Origin of the sequence: Micromonospora sp. NPDC051300, from assembly GCF_044455315.1 — a bacterium.
Classification (GTDB): Bacteria; Actinomycetota; Actinomycetes; order Mycobacteriales; family Micromonosporaceae; genus Micromonospora; species Micromonospora robiginosa.
The window spans coordinates 99604-120054 of the sequence record NZ_JBITEP010000017.1 but is presented as its reverse complement, the minus strand read 5'-3'; the positions used below and the strand labels follow the sequence as shown (position 1 = coordinate 120054).

Genomic DNA, 20451 nt, shown 5'->3' with positions numbered 1-20451 from the left:
GGGCGTGACCCGTGCCGGTCACGCCCTCCGCGGGTGCCACGCTCTCACGGCCGGACGGCCATCCGCCTGCCCTCGGCGTACTCCTTCGCGGCGTACATGGTCGCGGTGCTGTTGCGCCCCAACGCCTGCCGGACGTAGGTGGCGGCGTCGTCCAGCGTGGCCTGCGCGCCCAGCACTCCGGGCACCGCCTCGGGGATCAGCACCACCCGGTGGGTGGAGGTGACCACCGCGCCGTCCTCGTACGCCTCGACCAGCCACTGCCCGGTGTGCACGGACATCAACGCCGGCGTGCGCAACTGCTTGTAGACGATCCGGTGGTGCGGGAAGCAGACCCGCACCGAGCGAGTCGTGTGGGTGGCGCCGTCGGCGGTGCGGGTGTCCATCTCGAGCAGTTGCACCCCCGGCGTCTCCTCGGTCAGCGCGACGCGCGCCACGTGCGGCAGCCGGCGATCCCACTGACCGGCCTCGTCGAGGAAGTCGTAGACGTCGCGGGGGTCCCCGTTGACGTGCACCACGTCGTCGAAGTCCAGGAACCGGCCGTCACCGTCCGCCGGCGACTCGGCGGCGGTGCGCAGCGCCGCCAGCTCGGACCGGCTGTTGCGGTCCACCGCCTGGTGGATCCAGGCGGTGGCCGCCGCGTCGTCGCCGACGGCCCGGAAGTCGTGGGTGAGGCGGACCAGGCACCGGTCGGCGCCGGCCGGCTCGATGATCCACTCTCCGCCCATCTCGGCCACCGGCGGCGCGGAGACCTCCTGGCGGAAGCGCACCCGGCGGGCCGTCGGGTCGAGGTCACGGCGGGAGGTCCAGCCCTTCACCGCCTCGTTGGCGGTGGCCCAGATCCGGATGACCTCCGTGCCGGGGCCCTGCTCGACGTGTTCCACGTGCACGGTGGGCGGGAAGACGAGTGGCCAGCGGGCCACGTCGGCGACGAGGTCGTAGACGGTCCGGGCGGGGGCGTCGACCAGCTCGCGGTGTTCGGTGTGTTCCGGGGGCGGCTTGCTCACGCGGTCTCCTTCGGTCGGCGGGGCGGGATCAGTAGTTGCCGAGACCGCCGCAGACGTTGATCGCCTGCGCGGTGATCGGAGCGGCGGTCTCGGTGACCAGGTAGCCGACCAGGCCGGCCACCTCCTCCGGGGTGGAGTAGCGGCCGAGCGGTATCTTCGCCTCGAACCGCTGGAGCACGTCGTCGGTGGTGGTGTCCCAGAAGGCGGCGTAGCCGTCGCGTACCCGCTGCGCCATCGGGGTCTCCACGTAGCCGGGGCAGACCGCGTTGACGGTGACGCCCGACTTGGCCAGTTCCAGGCCGAGGGCCTTGGTGAAGCCGACCACGCCGTGCTTCGACGCCGAGTAGGGGGCGCCGTAGACGACTCCCTGCTTGCCGCCGGTCGAGGCGATGTTCACCACCCGACCCCAGCCGGCCGCGAGCATCCCGCCGCTTGTCAACACCTCCCGGGTGAGCCGGAAGACGCTGTTCAGGTTCGTCTCGACCACGTCGTCCCACAGCTCGTCGGCGATCGAGGCGGTGGCCCCGCCGCCGCTGCGCCCGGCGTTGTTCACCAGGATCCCGACCGGCCCCCAGGCGTCGACCACGGCGTGCACCATCGCCGGCACCGCCGCGCGGTCGCGGACGTCGCAGCCGGCGCCGCGTACCTCCAGGCCCTTGTCCCGCAGCTCGCCCGCGGTGCGCTCGACCGCCGCCGCGTCCCGGGCGCAGATCCAGACCCGGTGTCCCTGCTCGGCGAGCGCCCTGGTCACCGCGAGTCCGATCCCGCTCGTCGCGCCGGTGACGAGCGCGACCGCACCGTTCTGCCCTGGCATTCCGTGTCTCCTCACGTCGACGTGCACGGTGCGGCCGAGCGTGTCAGCGACCGCTCGAGGGTCTCTCGACGTCGGCGCCGGCACGCCTACTTCCAGCCAGGTTCAAGGCAGATGCGATCCCGGCCGGGGACGGTCGACACCACGAGCACGGCAGCCGCGGATCGCGGTACGAGGACGTGGGGAGTGAGTGGGACATGCGGGCAGGCGGATCGGACCCGGCGGACCGGGACGGGGTTGTCTTCGTCAACCGGTTCTTGGTGCACGCGCCAGCGGAGGACTTCGAACGGACCTTCTCCGAGACGTCGGAGTTCATGGCGGGCTGGCCCGGCTTCGTCGCGCACACCCTGGTCCGGCACGTCGGGCAGCCCGGCGCGTACGTGAACGTCGCGCACTGGCGGGACGAGGAGTCGTTCCGGCGGGCGCTGGCCGACCCGGGCTTCGCGCCGCACGCGGCGGCGCTGCGGGCGCTGGCCACCAGCGAGCCGAACCTGTACCGGCCGGTGCTGCGCCGGGAGGCGGCGGGGGCGGTCGTGGGGGACACCCGATGACCCGACGCGCGGTCATCACCGGCATCGGCGTGCTGGCCCCCGGCGCCACCGGGACGAAGTCGTTCTGGGACCTGCTGGCCAACGGCCGCACCGCCACCCGGCGGATCTCCTTCTTCGATCCGACGCCGTTCCGCTCGCAGGTGGCGGCCGAGTGCGACTTCGACCCGGTCCGGGACGGGCTGTCCCACCAGCAGGCGCGGCGGATGGACCGGGCCGCGCAGTTCGCGGTGGTCGGCACCCGCAAGGCGCTCGCGGACAGCGAGCTGGACCTGGCCGTCGCCGACCCGTCGCGGCTGGGCGTCGTGATCGGCAGCGCGGTCGGCGCCACGATGAGCCTGGAGCGGGAGTACGTCGTGGTCAGCGACGGCGGCGCCAAGTGGCTGGTGGACGAGGACCACGCCGTGCCGCACCTGTTCGACTACCTGGTGCCCAGCTCCATCGCCCGGGAGGTGGCCTGGGAGGTCGGCGCCGAGGGCCCGGTGTCGCTGGTCTCCACCGGTTGCACCTCCGGCCTGGACGCGGTCGGGCGGGCCGCCGAGCTGGTCACCGAGGGCGCCGCCGACGTGATGATCTGCGGGGCGACCGACGCGCCCATCTCACCCATCACGATGGCCTGCTTCGACGCCATCAAGGCCACCACCCCGCGCAACAGCGACCCGGCGACCGCGTCCCGCCCGTTCGACCGCACCCGCAACGGGTTCGTGCTGGGGGAGGGGTGCGCGGTCTTCGTCCTGGAGGAGGTGGGGCACGCGCGCCGGCGGGGCGTCACCGGGTACGCCGAGGTCGCCGGCTTCGCCTCCCGGGCCAACGCCTACCACATGACCGGCCTGCGCCCGGACGGCGTGGAGATGGCCGAGGCGATCCGGGCCGCGCTGGCGCAGGCGCGTACCCGGCCGACCGAGGTGGACTACGTCAACGCCCACGGCTCCGGGACCAAGCAGAACGACAGGCACGAGACCGCGGCGGTCAAGCGCAGCCTGGGCGAGCACGCGTACGCGACGCCGGTCAGCTCGATCAAGTCGATGATCGGCCACTCGCTCGGCGCGATCGGCTCGTTGGAGATCGCGGCGTGCGCGCTGGCCATGGAGCACAGCCTGGTGCCGCCGACGGCCAACCTGCACGAGCCGGATCCGGAGTGCGACCTGGACTACACCCCGTTGCGGGCCCGCGAGCGGCGGGTCGACACGGTGCTCAGCGTCGGCAGCGGCTTCGGCGGTTTCCAGAGCGCGATGGTGCTGCGCCGGCCCGATCGGGTCGGCACGTGACCGCCGCGGTGATCACCGGCCTGGGCGTGGTGAGCCCGGCCGGGCTGGACGCCGAGGCGCACTGGGCGGGCCTGCTCGCCGGGCGGTGCGCGATCGGGCCGCTGACCCGCTTCGACGCCACCGGCTACCGCAGCCGTCTCGCCGGTCAGGTGCCGGCGTTCGACCCCGCCGACCACCTGCCGGGGCGGCTCCTGCCGCAGACCGACCACATGACCCGACTGGCGCTGCTGGCCGCCGACGCCGCGCTGCTGGACAGCGGGGTCGAGGTGGCCGCGTCGGGCGGGTTCGGCGTGGGCGTGGTGACCGCCAGCAGCGCCGGTGGGTTCGAGTTCGGCCACCGGGAGCTGGAGAAGCTGTGGAGCCGGGGGCCGGAGCACGTCAGCGCATACCAGTCGTTCGCCTGGTTCTACGCGGTGAACACAGGTCAGGTCTCGATCCGGCACGGCCTGCGCGGGCCGAGCGGGGTGCTGGTCACCGAGCAGGCGGGCGGGCTCGACGCGCTCGGGCAGGCCCGCCGGCACGTGCGGGCCGACCTGCCGGCCGTGGTCAGCGGCGGGGTGGACGGCTGGCTGTGCCCCTGGGGCTGGGTGGCGCACCAGGCCAGCGGTCTGCTCAGCCGGCACACCGACCCGGCCCGCGCGTACCTGCCGTTCTCCCCGGACGCCGCGGGCTACGTGCCGGGCGAGGGTGGCGCGCTGTTCGTCGTGGAGTCCGCGGCGCACGCCTCGGCGCGGGGCGTCCGCCACCGGTACGGCGTCGTCGCCGGCTACGCGGCGACCTTCGACCCGCCGCCGCGCTCCGGCCGGGAGCCGACGTTGCGGCGGGCGATCGAGGCCGCGTTGGACGACGCCGGCGTGGCCCCGGCCGACGTGGACGTGGTGTTCGCCGACGCGGTGGGCCTGCCGGAACCGGACGCGGTGGAGGCGGCGGCGCTGGCCGGCGTGTTCGGTCCGGCAGCGGTGCCGGTCACCGCGCCGAAGACGGCCACCGGTCGGCTCGGCGCGGGCGGCGCCGCGCTGGACGTGGCCACCGCGCTGCTGTGCATCCGGGACGGGGTGATCCCGCCGACCGTGAACGTGGCGGCGCCGGCGCCCGCGTACCGGCTGGACCTGGTGCGGACGCCGCGCGTCGCGCGGGTGCGCACCGCCCTGGTGGTCGCCCGTGGGCAGGGCGGCTTCAACTCCGCGCTCGTGCTCACCGCCTGACCGGACCCCGGAACGACCCTGCGAGGAGGACAGATGACCATCCTGGACCTGCCGACCCTCACCGACATCCTGCGCGAGTGCGCCGGTGAGGACGAGGACGTCGAGCTGAGCGGCGACATCCTCGACGTGCCCTTCGCCGACCTCGGCTACGACTCGCTGGCCCTGCTGGAGACCGCCGGGGCGATCCAGCGCCGGTTCGGCGCCCCGCTGCAGGACGACGCGGTCACCCAGGCGCAGACGCCGCGGGAACTGCTCGAACTCGCCAACCGGGCGCTGGCGACCCCGGCCTGACCACCCGTTCACGACAAGCCGAGGAGGCAGCGGATGAGCAGCAACATCGACGCGGTACGCCGGATGGTGTCGGCGTACAACACCGGACAGACCGACGACGTGGCCGAGTACATCCACCCCGACTACCTGAACCCGGCGTCGCTGGAGCACATGGACCTGCGCGGGCCGGAGGCGTTCGCGATGGCGGTCAAGTGGCTCCGGATGACCTTCTCCGAGGAGGTCCGCCTGGAGGAGGTCCGGTACGAGGAGCGGGGCGACTGGGTGCGCGCGTACCTGGTCCTCTACGGCCGGCACGTGGGGAACCTGGTCGGCATGGAACCGACCGGACGCCGCTTCTCCGGCGAGCAGATCCACCTCATCAAGCTCGTCGACGGCAAGATCCGCGACCACCGCGACTGGCCCGACTACCTGGGCACCTACCGCCAGCTCGACGAGCCCTGGCCGACCGCCGAGGGCTGGCGGCACTGACCCGAACGTCGTCGCCGCCGGGGGCCGGCAGGTCCCCGGCGGCTTCCGTCCCGAGCGAAGGAGGAACCGATGATCCTTGTCACCGGCGCGACCGGCAAGGTGGGTGGGCACGTGCTGACCCGCCTGCGGGAGGCGGGCCACCCGGTCCGCGCCCTCAGCCGCGATCCCGCGCGGGCCGGCCTGCCGGCCGACGTCGAGACCGTGCCCGGCAGCCCGGCCGACGTCGAGGCCGCCACCGCGGCGCTGACCGGCGTGGACGCGGCGTTCGTCTGCCTGGTGGGCGACGTGGAGCCGCAGGCCCGGGCGTTCGCCGAGGCGATCCGCCGGGTCGGCGGCGTTCGCCGTCTGGTGCTGCTCTCCTCGTCGGCGGTGCTGCACCCGCTGCGGCACCGGATCGGCGACGAGCACCGGGCCGCCGAGGAGGCGATCGGCGGCGCCGCGCCGGACGCGACGCTGCTGCGGCCGGGCCCGTTCCACACCAACGCGTTGTGGTGGGCGAAGACGATCCGCGAGCAGGGGATGGTGCGCTGCCTGGTGGGCAACACCCCCGGCGCCCCGGTGGACCCGGACGACCTGGCCGCGCTGGCGGTCGCCGCGCTGACCGGGGACGGGCACGCCCGTCGCCGGTACGAGGTGACCGGCCCGGAGGTGCTCACCTCCGCGGAGCAGGCGCGGGTGCTGTCCGACGAGTTGGGCCGCGAGCTGGCCTTCGAGGTGGCGAGCCCGGAAGACGTCGTCGCCATGTTCGCCGGCATCACCGGCGACCGGCCCGCCGCCGAGTCCAATGTGGCCGCGCTGCACAGTCCGGCCGTTCCGTGGGGACGCACCACCGACACCCTCGAGCGGGTGCTCGGCCGTAAGCCCCGCACGTTCCGCGAGTGGGCCGCCGCGAACGCCCACCTGTTCCGATGACCACCTCCGGAAGGGAACCGTCGATGCCAGACGACCGCACCATCCTCGTCACCGGTGCCACCGGCACCCAGGGCGGCGCCACCGTCCGGGCCCTGCTCGCCCGGGGTCGGCCGGTGCGCGCGTTGGTCCGCGACCCGGACGGCGAGGCCGCCCGTGCCCTCGCCGCCGACGGGAACGTCTCGCTGGTGCGCGGCGACCTGTCGGATCCGGCGTCGCTGCGCGCCGCCATGGCCGGCGTGCACGGGGTGTTCAGCGTGCAGACCTTCATGGCCCCCGGTGGGGTGGGGGCCGAGGTCCGCCAGGGGCGTGCCGTCGCGGAGGCGGCGGCCGCCACCGGGGTACGCCATGTGGTCTACAGCTCGGTCGGCGGCGCGGACCGGGCCAGCGGGGTGCCGCACTTCGAGAGCAAGTGGGCGATCGAGCGGCACCTGCGCCGGCTGGGGGTGCCCACCACCGTGGTGCGCCCGACCTTCTTCATGGACAACTTCCTCGGCTTCGGCCCGGAGGTGGTCGACGGCGCGCTCGTGGTCCGGCTGGCGCTCACGCCGTCGACGCGGGTGCAGCTCGTCGCCGCGGAGGACATCGGCCGGTTGGCGGCGACCGCGTTCGACGAGCCGGAGGAGTTCGTGGGGCGCGCGATCGAGCTGGCCGGCGACGAGCTGACCGGCCCGGAGATGGCGCGGTGCTTCGGCGCCGTGGCCGGGATGCCGGCCCGGTTCGAGCCGCTGGACCTGGCCGAGGTGGCGGCGAACCCGTGGATCCCGTACAGCCACGAGATCGCGGTGATGTTCGAGTGGTTCCAGACCGACGGCTATGCCGCCGACATCGCCGCGCTGCGGGCCCGGCACCCGGCCCTGTACACGTTCGCCGACTGGCTCCGCGCCGTCCAGTGGCGACCGCCGGTGCCGTCGGTGGCGTGACCGGAGGGGCGGACGCGCCCGCGCGTATCTTGTATCGTACGCCATACGGGATCGACGGACGGAGGGGTGGATGCGGCCGGACGAGCGGGGTCGGGGCACGGCCGACCCGGCCCGGAGTCTCGCGCTGCTGTGGAGCCGGCGCGGCCCGGACGCGCGCAGCAGATCCAACCTCGGGTTGGAGCGGATCGCCCGGGTGGCGATCGAGACGTGCGACGCCGAGGGGTTGGGTGAGCTGTCCATGCGTCGGCTCGCCCAGGCGCTCGGGGTGGGCGTGATGTCGCTCTACACCTACGTGCCCGGCAAGGCCGAGTTGATCGACCTGATGGTCGACACGGTCTACGGCGAGGTGGTCGGGCCGGCGGCACCGTCGGACGGGTGGCGGGCGGGTCTGGAGCGGGTGGCGCGGGACAACTGGTCCCTGCGGCGCCGGCACCCCTGGCTGTTGCGCATCCCGGTGGGCCGGCCCCCGCTCGGCCCGCACGCGATGGCCAAGTACGAGTACGAGCTGCGGGCGGTCGAGGGGACCGGGCTGACCGAGGTGGAGATGGACTCGGTGGTGCACCTGGTCACCGACTACGCCGAGGGGGTGGCGCGGCGGGCCGTCGACGCGTCGGTCCTGGAGCGGGAGAGCGGCATGACCGACGAGCAGTGGTGGCGGGTCTGTGGTCCGCTGCTCGGCGCGTTCGTGGACGGCTCGGTCTTTCCGACCGCCACCCGGGTCGGGTCCGCGGCGGGCGCGGCGCACGGCGGCTCCTACTCGCCGGAGCACGCGTTCGAGTTCGGGCTCGGGCGGCTGCTCGACGGCATCGAGGTCTTCATCGCGGCCCGGACCGCGGCCGGCGGTCGGTCCCCCCGCTGACCCGCCGCCCGTCCGGGTGGATCGCGCCCGGGTCGTCGTCAGGACGGCCCGGGCGCGACGGCTGTCCGGGGGCGGGCGACACGGCGTCCGCAGCTCCACCGTATTGCTTACCGTATGATGTACGCTATGGCCGACGACAGGGCCGGAACTGCCAAGGGAGGACGCGACGTGACAGCGGGCAATCACGCGATCATCGCGGAGGGGCTGCGCAAGCGGTACGGGGACAAGTACGCCCTGGACGGGTTCGACCTGCGGGTCCCGCAGGGCACGGTGTGTGGACTGCTCGGCCCGAACGGCGCCGGCAAGACCACCTCGGTGCGGATCCTGTCCACCCTCCTGCGGTTCGACGAGGGGCGGGCCGAGGTGGCCGGCTTCGACATCGCGCGCCAGGCCGACCAGGTGCGCTACCGCATCGGCCTGGTCGGGCAGAACGCCGCGGTGGACGAGGTGCTCAGCGGCTACGAGAACCTGGTCATCTTCGGTCGGCTCTTCCACCTCGGCACGAAGCGGGCCCAGCAGCGCGCCACCGAGCTGCTGGAGCGGTTCGGCCTGGCCGACACCGGCGGCAAGCCGGTGAAGACCTACTCGGGCGGCATGCGCCGCCGGCTCGACCTCGCCGCCGGCATGATCCTCACCCCGTCGGTGCTCTTCCTCGACGAGCCGACCACCGGCCTGGACCCGCGCAGCCGCAACGAGGTCTGGGAGTCGGTCCGCGAGCTGGTGCGCTCCGGCACCACGGTGCTGCTCACCACGCAATACCTGGACGAGGCCGACCAGCTCGCCGACCAGATCTCGGTGATCGACACCGGTCGGGTCATCGCCGAGGGCACCCCCGACGAGCTGAAGTCGCGCCTCGGCGGCGACCGGATCGACCTCGTGGTGCACGACGCGGGCGACCTGGCCGCGGCCGCCGCGCAGCTTCGCCTGGTCGCCGGTGCGGAGCCGGAGGTGGACAGCGACCGTCGCTTCGTCAGCGCCCAGGTCGGCAACCGGGCCACCGCGCTCACCGAGGTGCTGCGGGCGCTCGACGCCGGCGGCGTCGCGGTGGAGGACGTGGCGCTGCGTCGTCCGACGCTCGACGAGGTGTTCCTGCACCTGACCGGCCGCCGCCCGCAGACCGCCGAGGAGACCGCGGCCGAGGAGAAGGCGAAGAAGTCCAAGAAGGGCAAGGGGCGCAAGGGACGCGGCGACGAGCCGCCGTCGGGCGCGCCGCGCTCGGAGAACGTCGAGGAGGTGCCCGCGTGACAAGCGCGACCCTGCCCACCGCGGTCAGCCCGGACGTCGTTCCCGGGCGACCGTCCCTGCTCGCCGACAGCGTCACCCTGACCCGGCGCAGCCTGGCGCACTGGCGCCGCAACCCGGGGCCGCTGATCGCGTCGCTGGGCTTCAACATCGTCATGGTGCTGATGTTCGCCTACCTGTTCGGCGGCGCCCTCCAGGTGCCGGGCGGCGGCAGCTACCGCGAGTTCCTGATGCCCGGCATGTTCGCCATGACCATGGTGTTCGGCATCAGCCTCACCACGCTTGCCGTCTCCGCCGACATGGACCGCGGCGTCACCGACCGGTTCCGGTCGATGCCGGTGTCGCCGCTGGCCCCGCTGATCGGCCGCGCCGTGGCCGACATGCTGTTCGCGGTCGTCACCCTGGCGGTGATGGTGCTCGCCGGGCTCGCCGTCGGGTGGCGGGCACACGGCGGCGTCGGTGACACGCTCGCCGCGTTCGGGCTGATCCTGCTGCTGCGTTTCGCCCTGGTCTGGGTCGGCATCTTCCTGGGCCTGGTGATGAAGGGGCAGGAGGCGGTCGCCGGCGTGCAGACGCTGGAGTTCCCGCTCGGCTTCCTGTCCAACGCGTTCGTGGCGCCGTCCACCATGCCCGCGTGGCTCGGGGCGGTGGCCGAGTGGAACCCGTTGTCGGCCACCGTCGGCGCCATCCGGGAACTCTTCGACAACCCCGGCTGGGGTGGCGACTCCTGGGTGGTCTCCCACTATCCGGTGATGGCGGTCGTGTGGCCGCTGGTGCTGGTCGCCATCTTCCTGCCGCTGTCGCTCAGCAAGTACCGCTCCTTGAGCAACTGACGAGTGGTCCGCCAGTGGCACGCCGCACCATGGGCGCAGCTGCCCCCGACCGACGGGAGTCGGCGGGGGCAGCTCGTTGTTCGGACGGGGGAGCCCCGAGGAGGAAGACCTTGCGCACCAGAGCCCTGCCCGCCGTCACCGCCGCCGTGGTGGCGGCGACGGCCCTGAGCCCGCTCGCCACGCCCGCACGGGCGGCCGGTCCGACCCACACCGCCGTCCCGGCGTCGGCCGCGACCGATCCGGGGCCGGCGACCGTCCGCCCGGCCGGCCTGCTGCCGTTCCGGTGCCGGCTGCTCACCTTCCCGGTGGCGCTCACCGCGGGCGGCCCGGTCGACCAGCGGATCAGCGCCACGCTCTGCCTGCCGCCGCGCGGCCGGGCCCGGACGCTTCAGCTGCTCATCCCCGGCGGCACGTACGGCCAGGCCTACTGGTTCCTGCGCGGCGACCCGCGCCGCCCGTCGTACGTCGAGACGATGACCGCCGCCGGGCACGCCGTCCTGGTGGTCGACCGGCTCGGCGCCGGCGCCAGCTCGGCGCCACCCTTCGACAGGTACGCCCCGGACACCCAGAGCGCGGTGATGACGCAGCTCGTCCGGGCCGTCCGGCGGGGCGACGTGATCGGTCGCCGGTTCGACAAACTGGTGCTCGTCGGCCACTCCTTCGGGTCCACGCTCGCGCGCACCATGGCCATCCGGCACCCGGAGTGGGTCGACGGGCTGGTGCTGACCGCGGAGGCCAGCGCGCGGGTGGAGATCCCCTGGGACGAGGTGATCCACCCGGCCGCGGAGGACCCGGGTCTCGCCGGTCGCGGCCTCGACCCGGCCTACTACACCACCCGGCCGGGCGCCCGCGGCACCTGGTTCTACGAGCGGGCCGGCGCGGACCCGTGGGTGGTGCGGCTGGACGAGCTGACCAAGCAGGCCGACGTCTACACCGAGGAGCACCCGACGCCGGAGCAGAACGCGGCGATCCGGGTGCCGGTGCTCATCGTGGTCGGCCAGCGCGACAAGCTGGTCTGCGGTGCGGCGGGCAGTGACTGCGCCACCTCGGCGGCGCTGTACCGCCAGGAGCGCCGGTGGTACCCGAACGCGCGGCTGCGGGTCGAGGTGGTCGGCCGGACCGGACACGCGCTGAACCTGCACCGCACCGCGCCGGGCTGGATCGCCCGCGCCCGCACCTGGCTCGACCACAGCATCGGCGCCGGGCGGCGCTGAGCCGCGTGCGACGGGGGCCGGTGGGACGTCCCACCGGCCCCGCGCCGTCTCCGGCGTACCGCTCACCGGCGACCGGCCGGCCGACGCCTGATGAAGAGCGCGACGAGCAGCGTGGCGCCGGCGAACACCGCGCCGGCGACGAAGGCGGCGGACATGCCGTGCAGGAACGCGTACCCGGGGACCGCCTCGGCCGGCAGGCCGGCCGGCGGGGCGCCGGCCGCCCGGGTGCTCGCCGCCGTCATCACGGTGACCAGGACCGCCAGCGCGAGCGACGCGCCAAGCGTGGTCGTCGCGGCGATCACGCTCGACGCCGAGCCGGTCTCGTCGTCGTTCACCCCGGAGGTGCCCAGCACGGTCGCCGGGATGGTGCCCAGCGCGATGCCCGCGCCCAGCAGCAGCAGCGCCGGCAGCACGTCGGTCGCGTAGCGGGCCTCCAGGTCCAGCCGGGACAGCAGCAGGTTCGAGCCGATGAGCATCACCGCGCCGAGGACCACGAGCGGTCGGGCGCCGATCCTCGGTTGCAGCTTGACCACCGCGCCGGAGAGGGCCAGCAGCGTCGCCGTCACCGGCAGGAACGCCAGCGCGGCCCGCATCGGCGAGTAGCCGAGGCCCTGCTGGAGGAACTGGGTGAGGAAGAAGAGCTGGCCGATCTGGCTGCCCTGCACCAGCAGCACCGCCAGATAGGCGCACACCCGGTCCCGGTCGGCGAACAACCGCGGCACCACGATCGGCTGCCGGGCGCGCCGTTCGACGAACACGAAGACGGCGATCAGGGCGAGCCCGGCCGCGACCAGGAGCTGCACGGTCGCGTCGCGCCAGCCCTCGCTGCCCACCGCGGACAGCGCCCAGACCAGCGCCGCGACGCCGAGCGCCGAGCTGAGCGCGCCGGCCACGTCGAAGCGGCCCGGGTGCGGCGGCGTCTCCCGGACCACGAACGGCGCGGCCAGCAGCACCAGCAGGCCGACCGGCACGTTGAGCATGAGCACCCACCGCCAGGAGCTGGCCGAGGTGACGGTGCCGGCGAGCAGCAGCCCCAGCGCCGCGCCGAGCCCGCCCACCGCCGTGTAGACGGCGATCGCGCGGCGGCGCAGCGGCCCCTCGGCGAACATGCTCACGATCAGCGCCAGCACGCAGGGCGCGGTGAGCGCCGCGCCCACCCCCTGCACCGCCCGCGCGGTGATCAGCATCCATGGTTCGGTGGCCAGCCCGCGTGCCAGGCAGGCCAGCGAGAACAGGGCCACGCCGGTGAGGAACACCTTGCGCCGGCCGAGGATGTCCCCGGCCCGGCCGCCGAGCAGCAGCAGGCCGCCGTAGGTGAGCAGGTAGGCGTTGATCACCCAGGACAGCGCCACCGGGCCGAGGGACAGGTCGGCGCTCATCCCGGGCAGCGCGATGTTCACGATCATCTCGTCGACCAGGATCATCGTCTGGCCGGCCACGACGACCGCCAGCGCCAGGCCGTACCGGTGCGGGGTGCGAACCGCCGACGGCGCGGCGGTCAGGGACGTGGACATCTCGGTGCTCCTGACTCGTGGTGGGCCATCAGATCGCCCGCCGGTGCGCGGCGCGGGAGACGGAACCGGAGGGCCGGCTGCCGGCCGGCGTGACCGGCCGGGCCGGCGCGTCCGGGTCGGCGGGTTCGGCATCCACGCCGGCCGGTCCGGCCGGCCCGGCGGCGGGGCGGGCCACCAGCACGCCGACCGCCGCGACGACCATGCCGACCACCTGGAGCGCGGTGAGCGGGGCGTCCTCCAGCCAGACGCTGCCCAGCAGCAGCACCACCGGGACCAGGTAGAGCACCGTCGACGACAGGACCGGGCCGTCGTCGCGGACCATCCGGACGAAGAACGTGAAGACCACCGCGGTGTTGAGGATGCCGAGCACGGCCAGCGCGATCAGCACCTCCGACGACCAGGTGGGCGCCGGTCCCCAGTCCTGCCAGGTCAGCGTCAGCGCCGCCCAGGCCACGCCGAACAGCGCCTGGGTGGCCGAGAGCACCACCGGGCGCATGTTCTCCTCGCGCATGACGCGCACCATGTAGAACAGCGCGTACCCGTACGCCACCGCGGCCACGAAGTTGATCAGCGAGCTCCAGGTGAACCAGCGGGAGACCTGCTCCCACGGCGGGAACATCAGCAGCACGCCGGCGAACCCGATCAGCACGCCGGCCACCGTCCGCCCGCCGACGGCGCGCTCGCGCAGCAGCGGCGCGAGCAGCAGCGCCCACAGCGGCACGCTGGCGTTGAACACCGACACCACGCCGACGTCCTCGCCGGTGGCGTCCGGCACGATCTGCACCAGCAGCACCGGCAACGCGTTGACCAGGAAGGCGACCAGCAGCAGGCGGAGCCAGACGCCGGGGCGCCGGGGCAGCGCCGCGCCGGTCAGCACGACGATCGCCAGCATGGCCACCGCGCCGATCGCGACCCGGACGAGGCTGAACTGGGTGGGATTCATCCCGCCGAGCGCCATCTTGATCCAGAAGTACGTCGAGCCCCACATCAGGGCCACCGCGCCGAAGCGCATCAATCCACCACGACTCATCGTCGATCCCTCTCGCGAAGCGTCGGCCGGTCCGGCCGGCTGGGCTGCGTCACAGGCTTCTGGCCACGGATCGAGCGCCGCCGGAGAACCACTGGACGCGGCGCGGGGCCGTGTCCCGTCCACGCCGCCAGCGGTCCTCCAGCGGAACCGGGAAGCATCGCGGTCACCGACACCGCCGAGCAGACGCGGAGAGAGGGCGGCACCGATGACCGTGCAGACCGAGAACGTCCCGGACCGGGCGGCCTTCGCCCGGGTGTACGCCGAGGTCCAGCAGTTCTACGCATGGCACATGCACCTGCTGGACAGCGGCGCGGCCCGGGAGTGGGCCGACACGTTCACCCCGGACGGCGTGTTCGCGCCACCGTCGGCCCCCCGGCCGATCGTCGGGCGGGAGGCGCTGGCGGCCGGGGCGGAACAGGCCCACGCCGAGCTGCGCCGCAAGGGCGAGCAGCACCGGCACCTGCTGCTGTCGGTGAACGTCCGGCCGCAGGACGACGGGTCGTTGACGGTCCGCAGCTACGCGCAGATCATCGCCACGCCCCGCGACGGCGAGCCGCGCCTGCACCTCATGTGCGTCACGCACGACGTGCTGGTGCGGGGCGCCGACGGGCAGCTCCTGGTCCGGCACCGCCGGGTCACCCGGGACGACCGGACCTGACCCACCGGCTCCGTGACCCGGCGGTGCGTAGGGAAGCCGCGCCGCCGGGTCACGGTCGTGCTCAGACCGTCGGCAGCAGGCCAGCCCGCCGCGCCTCGCGCAGCGTCGGCGCGGCGAGATCGCGCTCGGAGACGATCGGCTCTGATCCGGCCGGCCACGGCAGGCCCAGGTCGGCGTCGAAGGGGTGCACGGTCAGCTCCCGGTCCGGCACGTACTCGACGTCGCACAGGTAGAGCATCACCGCGCCCTCGGTGAGGGACACGAAGGAGTGCCCGAAACCGCGCGGCACGTGTACGGCGTGCGGCGCGTCCTGGTCGAGCCGGGTGGCCGTCCACCGGCCGAACGTCGGCGAGTCGACCCGCAGGTCGACCACGCAGTCGAGCACCGCGCCGTGCACGCAGGACACCACCTTGGTCTGTCCCGGGCCGTCCGGGAAGTAGTGCACGCCCCGGATCACCCCCCGGCGCGACACCGAGAGGCTGGCCTGCGCCACCCGGAGGTCCACGCCGGCCGCCGCGGCGAGGGTGCTGGCCCGGAACACCTCGACGAAGTGGCCGCGGACGTCGGGCCGGGGGGTCAGCGGCGCGCTCCAGATCTCCGGCAGGCGGGTGCCGGAGGTGACGGGTGGACGGGTCATGACGGCTCCGATCAGTCGAGGGGCCCGCCAACGGTTGCCGCCCCGGCTCGAGGGACGGTCCAGATCGGACCACCGGCAGGCGGCGTCCAGCCGGGCTGGCGCGGTTCTCGAGCGACCACCGGCAGGGTGGGGCACCGACCGCCCGCGACGTCGCGCGGCGGGACCGGACACGAGGAGGGTGCGGGGTGCGGCAGGCACGACGGCGACGCGAACCCGAGGCGGACCGGCGGCTCCTGCGCCGGCTCCAGCTCACCGAAGGACTGCTCTGGCTGCACGCCGCCCGGGGCGACCCGTACGCCCGGTTGCTGTGCGGGCTGCCCGGCGGCGAGCCGGAGCGGCTGCGGGAACGGGGACCGCTGTGGCGGGCCGCGACCGGAGACTGGCTGGTCACCGACCACGCGGGCGCGGCCCGCGCGACGGCCGGTCCGCACGTCGTGGCCACCACGCCGTTCGACCTGCCCGCCGACCCGCCCGGGGTACCGACCCCGCCCGCGCCCGCGCTCGGGGCGCTGCCCGAGCGCGGTGACCTGGCCGACGTCGTCCGGCGCGACGTGGTCCGGGTGCTGGCCGGCGGGGACGCCGGCACGGCGGCGCTGCTGGCCGACGCGGAGCCGGCGGTGGACGCGACGGTACGCGCGCCGGCCCCGGCGCCGGCCGTCCGGCTGGCGGAGGCCGGCGCGGCGCTGCCCGAGCACACCGACCGGCCGCTGCTCGCGGCCACCGGCGTACGGCTGGCCACCACCCTGGTGCTCAACGCCGTCGCGGCGCTGCTCGACGCCGGCGGCTGGTCCCGGCTGGCGGCCGAGCCGGGCTTCGCGGCCCGGGTGGTGACAGAGACGTGGCGGTACGCGCCTCCGCTGCGGCTGTGGCCGGCCCGGGTCGAGGCCGCCCCGGGTTGGGGTCGCGGGCTGCTGACCCCCGGCGACCGGCTGGTGGTGGTGCTGGCCGCCGCCAACCGGGACGGCACGGTGTTCGCCGACCCGGACCGGTTCGACCCGGACCGTTCGGCCGGCCCGGTGCTGGTCCCGGGCGGCCCGTGGGCCGGCCCGGTCGGCTTCGCCAGGTGGTACGCCGAGGCGCTGCTGCCCCGGCTGGCCGCCGACGCGCCCCGGCTGCGACCCGACGGGCCGCCGGTGCGGCCCGGCCGCGCGCCGGTGACCGGCGCGGCGGCGCGGTTCCCGGTGCGGGTGATCTGAGACCGAGGAGAGGAGAACCGGATGCGGGTCCTGTTCGTCTGCATGCCGCACCCCACCCACTGGTTTCCGCTGGTGCCGCTGGCCTGGGCGCTGCGGACCGCCGGGCACGAGGTCCGGGTGGCCGGCCAGCCCGATCTGACCGACGCGGTCACCGGCAGCGGGCTGACCGCCGTCCCGGTAGGCGACGCCGAGTGGTACGCCAGCGACCCGTGGGCGCCGGAGCTGCTCGGCGAGCTGCTGGCCGCGGGCGGCTCCGAGCACGTGCAGCACTTCGACTTCGCGCGGTCCGACCCGGCCGGCTGGGACTGGGCCGGCCTGCTCGGCCTGGAGAAGGTGATGATCGGCGCGTTGTTCGCCTCGTTCAACACCGACTCGATGATCGACGAGCTGGTGGCGTTCGCCCGCTCGTGGGGGCCCGACCTGGTGATCTGGGAGCCGTTCACGCTTGCCGGCGCGGTCGTCGCGACGGTGCTCGGGGTGCCGCACGCCCGGCTCGTCTACGGCCCCGACATCACGCTGCGGGCGCGGCGGGAGTTCCTGCGGCTGGCCGCCGAGCGGGACCCCGCCGACCGGGAGGACCCGACCGCGGAGTGGCTGTCGGCGGTGCTGGCCCGCCACGGCGCCCGCTACGACGAGACGGTGCGCACCGGCCACTTCACCATCGACACCACGCCGCCGGGCACCCGGCTGCCGCTGGACCGGGCGACGGTCGGGATGCGGCACGTGCCGTACAACGGGCCGGCCGTGGTGCCGGACTGGCTGCGGGTCCCGCCGTCGAGGCCGCGGGTCTGCCTCACGCTCGGCGTCTCCGGCGAGATGGACCGGTCCGCCGCGTCCGTCGGTGAGCTGCTCGCCGGCATGGCGGACCTCGACGTGGAGATCGTCGCCACGCTCGACGCGGCGCACCGGGAGCAGGTGGGCCGGGTGCCGGCCAACACCCGGGTGGTGGACTTCGTGCCGCTGCACGACCTGCTGCCGACGTGCGCCGCGATCGTGCACCACGGCGGCGTCGGCACCCGGGCCGCCGCCGAGACGCACGGCGTGCCGCAGCTCATGATCGCGTACGGCTGGGACACGCTGACCAAGGCGCGCCGCACCGAGGAGTTGGGCGCCGGCCTGTGCCTGCCGGCGGCGGAGGCCACCGTGGACGCGGTCCGGGCCGCCGTGCTGCGGCTGCTCACCGACCCGACGCTGCGGGCCGGGGCGCGCGCGCTGCGGGACGAGGCGACGGCCCAGCCCACCCCGGCCGACGTGGTGCCGGTGCTGGAGAAGATGGTCCTGGAGCACCGGGTCGCGGCCGGCGGGGAGCGGCGCTGATGGCGGCGTCGCGGCGTCGCCTGCGGCTGGTCGCCCGTCCGGCGCCGGGCGGGCAGGCGACGGACCGGGCCGCCTCGGCCGACCGGATCGCCCGCTCGGCCGCCCACCCCGGTGACGGGGTGGCCGCCGTCCTCGGCTGGCTCGCCGACCTCGCCGAGCGGAGCTGGACCACCGCCGAGCGGGTGCCGTTGGAGGACCTGGTGGGCTGGTCGGCCGTCCCCGGCCGGGGGGACCTGGTGCACCGCACCGGCCGGTTCTACCGGATCCACGGCCTCGACGTGACCGCGCCGGACGGCCCGGTGCCGCACTGGCGGCAGCCGGTCATCGACCAGCCCGAGGTGGGCGTGCTCGGCCTGCTGGCTCGGGAGTTCGACGGCGTGCTGCACTTCCTGGTGCAGGCGAAGGCGGAACCCGGCAACGTGAACGGGCTCCAGATCTCGCCCACCGTGCAGGCGACCCGGAGCAACTACACCGGCGCGCACGGCGGCCGGCCGGTGCCCTACCTGGAGTACTTCCGCGACCGGGAACGGCACCGGGTGATCGCCGACGTGCGCCAGTCCGAGCAGGGGGCCTGGTTCCACCGCAAGCGCAACCGCAACATGGTCGTCGAGGTGCGCGAGGACCTGCCGGTACGGCCGGGCTTCCGCTGGCTGACGCTCGGTCAGTTGCACCGGTTGCTGGCCGTGGACGACGTGGTCAACATGGACACCCGGACGGTGCTGGCCTGCCTGCCGCTGACCGGGGTGACACCCGACGAGCCGCCCGACCCGCTGCCCACCGACGACAGGTTCCGGGCGGCGCTGCGCCGCTCGGCCCGCGCGGCCTCGGCCGCGCTCTCGGCGGAGCTGCTGAGCTGGGTCACCGACCGGCGCAGCCTGACCGCCATGCAGGCCCGGCGGGTGCCGCTGGCGGAGACCCACGGATGGCGGTGGCGCGACGGGCGGATCGCCCACCACCGGGGGCGCTTCTTCGAGGTGGTGGGCGTGGCGGTACGCGCCCGGGGCCGGGAGGTCGACGGCTGGACCCAGCCGATGATCGAGGCGGTCGGCACCGGTGTCGTCGCGTTCCTGGTCCGCCGCGTCGGCGGGGTGCTGCACGTGCTCGTGCACGCGCGGGCCGAGCCCGGTTCCGTCGACGTGGTGGAGCTGGCCCCGACCGTGCAGTGCCAGCCGGACAACTACCTCGACCTGCCGGCCGGGGCCCGGCCGCCGTACCTCGACGAGGTGTTGGGCGCGCCGCCGGCGCGGGTGCGGTTCGCGGCCACGCTCTCCGAGGAGGGCGGGCGGTTCTTCCACACCCGCAACCGCTACCTGGTGGTGGAGGTCGGCCCGCGCGGGGTGCCGACGCACCCGGACTACCGCTGGGTGACGGTCCGCCAGCTCGACGCGTTGCTGCGCCACAGCCACTACCTCAACGTCCAGGCCCGCAGCCTGGTCGCCTGCCTGCACAGCCTCCGGCACCCGAACAGAGGAGAGTCATGACCGCTGCCCCCGCCGACACCGTGCCGGCGCCCGTCCCGGCCGAGGGCGACGTGCCCACCGGCTGCGAACCGGCCGGTCCGGAGGCCGCGCTGATCCGGGACATGGTGCGCATCCGTTGCGTCGAGGAGGAACTCTGCGACAGGTACCGCGACGACCAGGAGATGCGGACCCCCACCCACTTCTCGATCGGCCAGGAGGCGACGGCGGTGGGCGTCGCCGCCGCGACCGGGCCTGACGACCTGGTCTACACCGGTCACCGGTCGCACGCCCCGTACCTGGCCATGGGTGGTGACCTGCGGGCCATGGTGGCCGAGCTGTACGGGCGGGAGTCCGGCTGCGCGCGCGGTCGCGGCGGTTCGATCCACCTGGTCGACCGGGCGGCCGGGTTCGCCGGCTCGGCGGCCATCCTCGGCGAGATGATCTCGGTAGCGGTGGGCGCGGGGTGGTCCGCGGCGCTGCGGGGGAAGCCCCAGGTCGCGTTGACCTTCTTCGGCGACGGCGCCACCGAGGAGGGGGTGTTCCACGAGGCGGTCAGCTTCGCCCAGGTGCACCGGGTGCCTGTGGTGTTCCTCTGCGAGAACAACCTCTACTCGATCTCGTCGCCGCTGGGCCAGCGGCAGCCGGCCGGGTCGACGATCACCGACCGGGTCGCCGCGTACGGGCTGTGGGCCCGCTCGGTCGACGGCAACGACGTGTACGCGGTGCGGGCCGCCGCCCGCGCCGCCGTGCAGCGGTGCCGGACCGGCGCCGGTCCGGCCTTCCTGGAGCTGCACACCTACCGGTGGCGCGAGCACGTCGGCCCGGGGTGGGACCACGACCACGGGTACCGCTCCCGGGAGGAGATCGACGCGTGGATGGCGCGGTGCCCGATCCGCCGGGCGGTCGAGGTGGCCCGGCCGACGCAGCCGGGCCTGGACGACTGGGTGCGGGAGTGGGAGCGGCGGTACCGCGCCGAGGTGCGCGACGCGGTCCGGACGGCGCGGGCCGCCGCCTGGCCGTCGGTGTCCACGCTCCTCGACGGCGCGTACGGCGCCGGTCGTTGA

Annotated in this window: 21 protein-coding genes; 16 read left to right on the top strand and 5 right to left on the bottom strand. The window is 74.7% G+C overall.

From position 1 onward, the window contains the following. Positions 1-44: 44 nt before the first annotated feature. Together ACIA5A_RS19885 and fabG are read right to left on the bottom strand one after the other, a co-directional pair. Positions 45-1004 carry an aromatase/cyclase gene (locus tag ACIA5A_RS19885; protein ID WP_396764146.1) on the bottom strand — a complete coding sequence of 320 codons (960 nt, stop codon included), beginning with the start codon at positions 1002-1004 and terminating at the stop codon, positions 45-47. Positions 1005-1032: 28 nt separating this feature from the next. Next, positions 1033-1818, bottom strand: coding sequence for a 3-oxoacyl-ACP reductase FabG (gene fabG, locus ACIA5A_RS19880; protein ID WP_396764143.1), 786 nt, complete (start codon positions 1816-1818; stop codon positions 1033-1035). Between the two features lie 194 nt (positions 1819-2012). Between fabG and ACIA5A_RS19875 the strand changes: the two genes are divergently transcribed. From ACIA5A_RS19875 to ACIA5A_RS19825, 11 genes are all read left to right on the top strand, one after another. After that, complete coding sequence (locus tag ACIA5A_RS19875; RefSeq protein WP_396764140.1) at positions 2013-2366, top strand: antibiotic biosynthesis monooxygenase family protein; 354 nt, start codon at positions 2013-2015, stop codon at positions 2364-2366. Next, positions 2363-3631 carry a beta-ketoacyl-[acyl-carrier-protein] synthase family protein gene (locus tag ACIA5A_RS19870; protein ID WP_396764137.1) on the top strand — a complete coding sequence of 423 codons (1269 nt, stop codon included), beginning with the start codon at positions 2363-2365 and terminating at the stop codon, positions 3629-3631. Before ACIA5A_RS19875 ends, ACIA5A_RS19870 begins: the two co-directional genes overlap by 4 nt. Continuing rightward, positions 3628-4836 carry a ketosynthase chain-length factor gene (locus ACIA5A_RS19865; RefSeq protein ID WP_396764134.1) on the top strand — a complete coding sequence of 403 codons (1209 nt, stop codon included), beginning with the start codon at positions 3628-3630 and terminating at the stop codon, positions 4834-4836. The genes ACIA5A_RS19870 and ACIA5A_RS19865 overlap by 4 nt, the downstream gene beginning before the upstream one ends. A gap of 33 nt (positions 4837-4869) precedes the next feature. Next, complete coding sequence (locus ACIA5A_RS19860; RefSeq protein ID WP_396764131.1) at positions 4870-5127, top strand: acyl carrier protein; 258 nt, start codon at positions 4870-4872, stop codon at positions 5125-5127. A gap of 33 nt (positions 5128-5160) precedes the next feature. Beyond that, complete coding sequence (locus ACIA5A_RS19855) at positions 5161-5595, top strand: SnoaL/DnrD family polyketide biosynthesis methyl ester cyclase (protein WP_396764127.1); 435 nt, start codon at positions 5161-5163, stop codon at positions 5593-5595. A gap of 69 nt (positions 5596-5664) precedes the next feature. Further along, positions 5665-6507 (top strand): SDR family oxidoreductase, encoded by an 843-nt coding sequence (locus ACIA5A_RS19850; protein WP_396764124.1) that lies wholly within the window; start codon positions 5665-5667, stop codon positions 6505-6507. 23 nt (positions 6508-6530) lie between these two features. Beyond that, positions 6531-7427 (top strand): NmrA/HSCARG family protein, encoded by an 897-nt coding sequence (locus tag ACIA5A_RS19845; RefSeq protein ID WP_396764121.1) that lies wholly within the window; start codon positions 6531-6533, stop codon positions 7425-7427. A 70-nt stretch (positions 7428-7497) separates the two neighbouring features. After that, positions 7498-8286 carry a TetR/AcrR family transcriptional regulator gene (locus ACIA5A_RS19840; protein WP_396764117.1) on the top strand — a complete coding sequence of 263 codons (789 nt, stop codon included), beginning with the start codon at positions 7498-7500 and terminating at the stop codon, positions 8284-8286. Between the two features lie 168 nt (positions 8287-8454). Then, entirely contained in the window at positions 8455-9531 is a 1077-nt protein-coding gene (locus tag ACIA5A_RS19835) for an ATP-binding cassette domain-containing protein (protein WP_396764114.1), read from the top strand. Further along, a complete protein-coding gene (locus tag ACIA5A_RS19830; protein WP_181569134.1) occupies positions 9528-10361 on the top strand; it encodes an ABC transporter permease in 834 nt (277 codons plus the stop codon). Before ACIA5A_RS19835 ends, ACIA5A_RS19830 begins: the two co-directional genes overlap by 4 nt. A 110-nt stretch (positions 10362-10471) precedes the next feature. Then, the gene (locus ACIA5A_RS19825) at positions 10472-11575 is read left to right on the top strand and encodes an alpha/beta fold hydrolase (protein ID WP_396764110.1); all 1104 of its coding nucleotides are present in this window, start codon (positions 10472-10474) and stop codon (positions 11573-11575) included. A 62-nt stretch (positions 11576-11637) separates the two neighbouring features. On the opposite strand, the gene ACIA5A_RS19820 is transcribed toward ACIA5A_RS19825, so the two are convergent. Then, a complete protein-coding gene (locus tag ACIA5A_RS19820) occupies positions 11638-13089 on the bottom strand; it encodes an MFS transporter (protein ID WP_396764107.1) in 1452 nt (483 codons plus the stop codon). 28 nt (positions 13090-13117) lie between these two features. Then, entirely contained in the window at positions 13118-14119 is a 1002-nt protein-coding gene (locus ACIA5A_RS19815) for a DMT family transporter (protein WP_396764104.1), read from the bottom strand. A 205-nt stretch (positions 14120-14324) separates the two neighbouring features. Here ACIA5A_RS19815 and ACIA5A_RS19810 point away from each other — a divergent pair, with 205 nt between their 5' ends. Then, positions 14325-14777, top strand: coding sequence for a nuclear transport factor 2 family protein (locus ACIA5A_RS19810; protein WP_396764101.1), 453 nt, complete (start codon positions 14325-14327; stop codon positions 14775-14777). A gap of 61 nt (positions 14778-14838) precedes the next feature. On the opposite strand, the gene ACIA5A_RS19805 is transcribed toward ACIA5A_RS19810, so the two are convergent. After that, positions 14839-15414, bottom strand: a complete 576-nt coding sequence (locus ACIA5A_RS19805; protein WP_396764098.1) for a dTDP-4-dehydrorhamnose 3,5-epimerase family protein — start codon at positions 15412-15414, stop codon at positions 14839-14841. A 185-nt stretch (positions 15415-15599) separates the two neighbouring features. Here ACIA5A_RS19805 and ACIA5A_RS19800 point away from each other — a divergent pair, with 185 nt between their 5' ends. Genes ACIA5A_RS19800 through ACIA5A_RS19785 form a run of 4 tightly spaced genes read left to right on the top strand, consistent with a single transcriptional unit; the run spans position 15600 to position 20451 of the window. After that, the gene (locus ACIA5A_RS19800) at positions 15600-16610 is read left to right on the top strand and encodes a hypothetical protein (RefSeq protein WP_396764095.1); all 1011 of its coding nucleotides are present in this window, start codon (positions 15600-15602) and stop codon (positions 16608-16610) included. 21 nt (positions 16611-16631) lie between these two features. Next, positions 16632-17927: an activator-dependent family glycosyltransferase gene (locus tag ACIA5A_RS19795; RefSeq protein ID WP_396764088.1), complete on the top strand. Its 1296-nt coding sequence runs from the start codon at positions 16632-16634 to the stop codon at positions 17925-17927. Then, complete coding sequence (locus tag ACIA5A_RS19790; RefSeq protein WP_396764085.1) at positions 17927-19408, top strand: NDP-hexose 2,3-dehydratase family protein; 1482 nt, start codon at positions 17927-17929, stop codon at positions 19406-19408. The genes ACIA5A_RS19795 and ACIA5A_RS19790 overlap by 1 nt, the downstream gene beginning before the upstream one ends. Then, positions 19405-20451: a thiamine pyrophosphate-dependent dehydrogenase E1 component subunit alpha gene (locus ACIA5A_RS19785; RefSeq protein ID WP_396764082.1), complete on the top strand. Its 1047-nt coding sequence runs from the start codon at positions 19405-19407 to the stop codon at positions 20449-20451. Before ACIA5A_RS19790 ends, ACIA5A_RS19785 begins: the two co-directional genes overlap by 4 nt.

Coding starts and splice junctions, on each gene's coding strand:
- fabG (WP_396764143.1), bottom strand. CDS start 1,818: ATGCCAGGGCAGAACGGTGCGGTCGCGCTCGTCACCGGCGCGACGAGC.
- ACIA5A_RS19875 (WP_396764140.1), top strand. CDS start 2,013: ATGCGGGCAGGCGGATCGGACCCGGCGGACCGGGACGGGGTTGTCTTC.
- ACIA5A_RS19870 (WP_396764137.1), top strand. CDS start 2,363: ATGACCCGACGCGCGGTCATCACCGGCATCGGCGTGCTGGCCCCCGGC.
- ACIA5A_RS19860 (WP_396764131.1), top strand. CDS start 4,870: ATGACCATCCTGGACCTGCCGACCCTCACCGACATCCTGCGCGAGTGC.
- ACIA5A_RS19855 (WP_396764127.1), top strand. CDS start 5,161: ATGAGCAGCAACATCGACGCGGTACGCCGGATGGTGTCGGCGTACAAC.
- ACIA5A_RS19850 (WP_396764124.1), top strand. CDS start 5,665: ATGATCCTTGTCACCGGCGCGACCGGCAAGGTGGGTGGGCACGTGCTG.
- ACIA5A_RS19845 (WP_396764121.1), top strand. CDS start 6,531: ATGCCAGACGACCGCACCATCCTCGTCACCGGTGCCACCGGCACCCAG.
- ACIA5A_RS19840 (WP_396764117.1), top strand. CDS start 7,498: ATGCGGCCGGACGAGCGGGGTCGGGGCACGGCCGACCCGGCCCGGAGT.
- ACIA5A_RS19820 (WP_396764107.1), bottom strand. CDS start 13,089: ATGTCCACGTCCCTGACCGCCGCGCCGTCGGCGGTTCGCACCCCGCAC.
- ACIA5A_RS19815 (WP_396764104.1), bottom strand. CDS start 14,119: ATGAGTCGTGGTGGATTGATGCGCTTCGGCGCGGTGGCCCTGATGTGG.
- ACIA5A_RS19810 (WP_396764101.1), top strand. CDS start 14,325: ATGACCGTGCAGACCGAGAACGTCCCGGACCGGGCGGCCTTCGCCCGG.
- ACIA5A_RS19805 (WP_396764098.1), bottom strand. CDS start 15,414: ATGACCCGTCCACCCGTCACCTCCGGCACCCGCCTGCCGGAGATCTGG.
- ACIA5A_RS19795 (WP_396764088.1), top strand. CDS start 16,632: ATGCGGGTCCTGTTCGTCTGCATGCCGCACCCCACCCACTGGTTTCCG.
- ACIA5A_RS19790 (WP_396764085.1), top strand. CDS start 17,927: ATGGCGGCGTCGCGGCGTCGCCTGCGGCTGGTCGCCCGTCCGGCGCCG.
- ACIA5A_RS19785 (WP_396764082.1), top strand. CDS start 19,405: ATGACCGCTGCCCCCGCCGACACCGTGCCGGCGCCCGTCCCGGCCGAG.